Genomic DNA, 1,194 nt, shown 5'->3' with positions numbered 1-1,194 from the left:
CAGCAATACGCTGTGCGAGGAGAAGGTAGGGAGCGTCAGACGAGCCTGAGGTAGGCGTGACCAGCCGGGCGGGGTGCAGGGCTCCGCGGCATGGCGAGACCACGGATGGCTTGGAGAACAGCCCCGGTTGATCTGAAGGCCTGTACCGTGACCTGCTCATCGCCGTGCATGGTGCTCATCTGCAGGTCGCTGCCGGAGCGCCACACCGCCAGGACAAGGTCTGACGAGGGAGCGGCAGAGGAGACGACGAGGGTCAGATGCCCATCATAGCTCTCTTGGCGATCAATCTCCCAGGCACCGGGCACGGACGCCATTCCGATTTCCATCTCGTAGGCCTCAGCATCGGAGAGGCTCTGGAAGGCGCGTGGAGAGGAGGCGGAGTTCGCGGCGTTGGGGTGATGCGGCGCGTAGCACATCTTGTGCTCCTTGGTTCGGCGCAGGCGGGAGGGCCAGCCGGCGTTAACGGTCTGGACACTCTGCGAAAAAGGTTAACGAGTGATTGCCGATGGCGGCCGAAGCTCCGGCCGGCTTCATCTTCTCCTCATGCATGGCCCCAAAGGGTGCAGGACTTAGCGAGATCAGCCACCGTCACGCCATTCATATAATGCAACTTGGGGTTGTGCCTTGAGACTACTCCTACCGAGAGGCGCATCTCTTCGTTGAGAGAGCGCATTGAGGCGGCCTTGGAAGTTACTGATATTACATCGGGATTGGCGGGCGCGCTGTTCATGGAAGCCAAGCTCTCTAATTTTTAATACAGCTTCGCAATCATAAAACATCATGCGATGTCGCAACATCTTGTCTACTTCCCGCTATGGTTGTATTCATCTCTCACCAACTCGCGAACGGAAAAGCCATGCGCGTCCTGCTGGTAGAAGATGATCTGACCACCTCGCGTGGGCTGACCCTCATGCTCAAGACGCAAGGCATGATCGTGGATGCCACCGACACCGGTGAGGAGGCTCTCGAGCTCGCGCGGCTCTACGACTACGACATCGTCGTGCTCGACCTTATGCTCCCCGACATGGAGGGCTACGAGGTCGTTCGCAAGCTTCGCGCCGGGCGCAGCACCACTCCCGTCCTCATCCTTTCCGGCCTGGCGCGCCCGGAAGCCAGGGTGAAGGGCTTCGGCCTCGGTGCCGACGACTTCCTGGCAAAGCCCTTCGACAGCCAGGAGCTTATCGCCCGCATCCA

Annotated in this window: 2 protein-coding genes; one reads left to right on the top strand and one right to left on the bottom strand. The window is 60.3% G+C overall.

Translation table 11 applies throughout. The features are described from left to right. Positions 1-35: 35 nt before the first annotated feature. Positions 36-416, bottom strand: a complete 381-nt coding sequence (locus BO39_RS29455) for a hypothetical protein (protein ID WP_043840443.1) — start codon at positions 414-416, stop codon at positions 36-38. A gap of 440 nt (positions 417-856) precedes the next feature. On the opposite strand from BO39_RS29455, the gene BO39_RS29450 reads away from it, so the two are divergent. Continuing rightward, positions 857-1,194: response regulator (locus BO39_RS29450; protein WP_043840442.1), on the top strand; the 338-nt coding region annotated here is incomplete at its 3' end.

This window comes from Roseomonas aerilata DSM 19363 (assembly GCF_000711725.1).
Classification (GTDB): domain Bacteria; phylum Pseudomonadota; class Alphaproteobacteria; order Acetobacterales; family Acetobacteraceae; genus Roseomonas; species Roseomonas aerilata.
The sequence above is the reverse complement of the archived record's forward strand: the minus strand, read 5'-3'. Positions and strand labels throughout refer to the sequence as shown.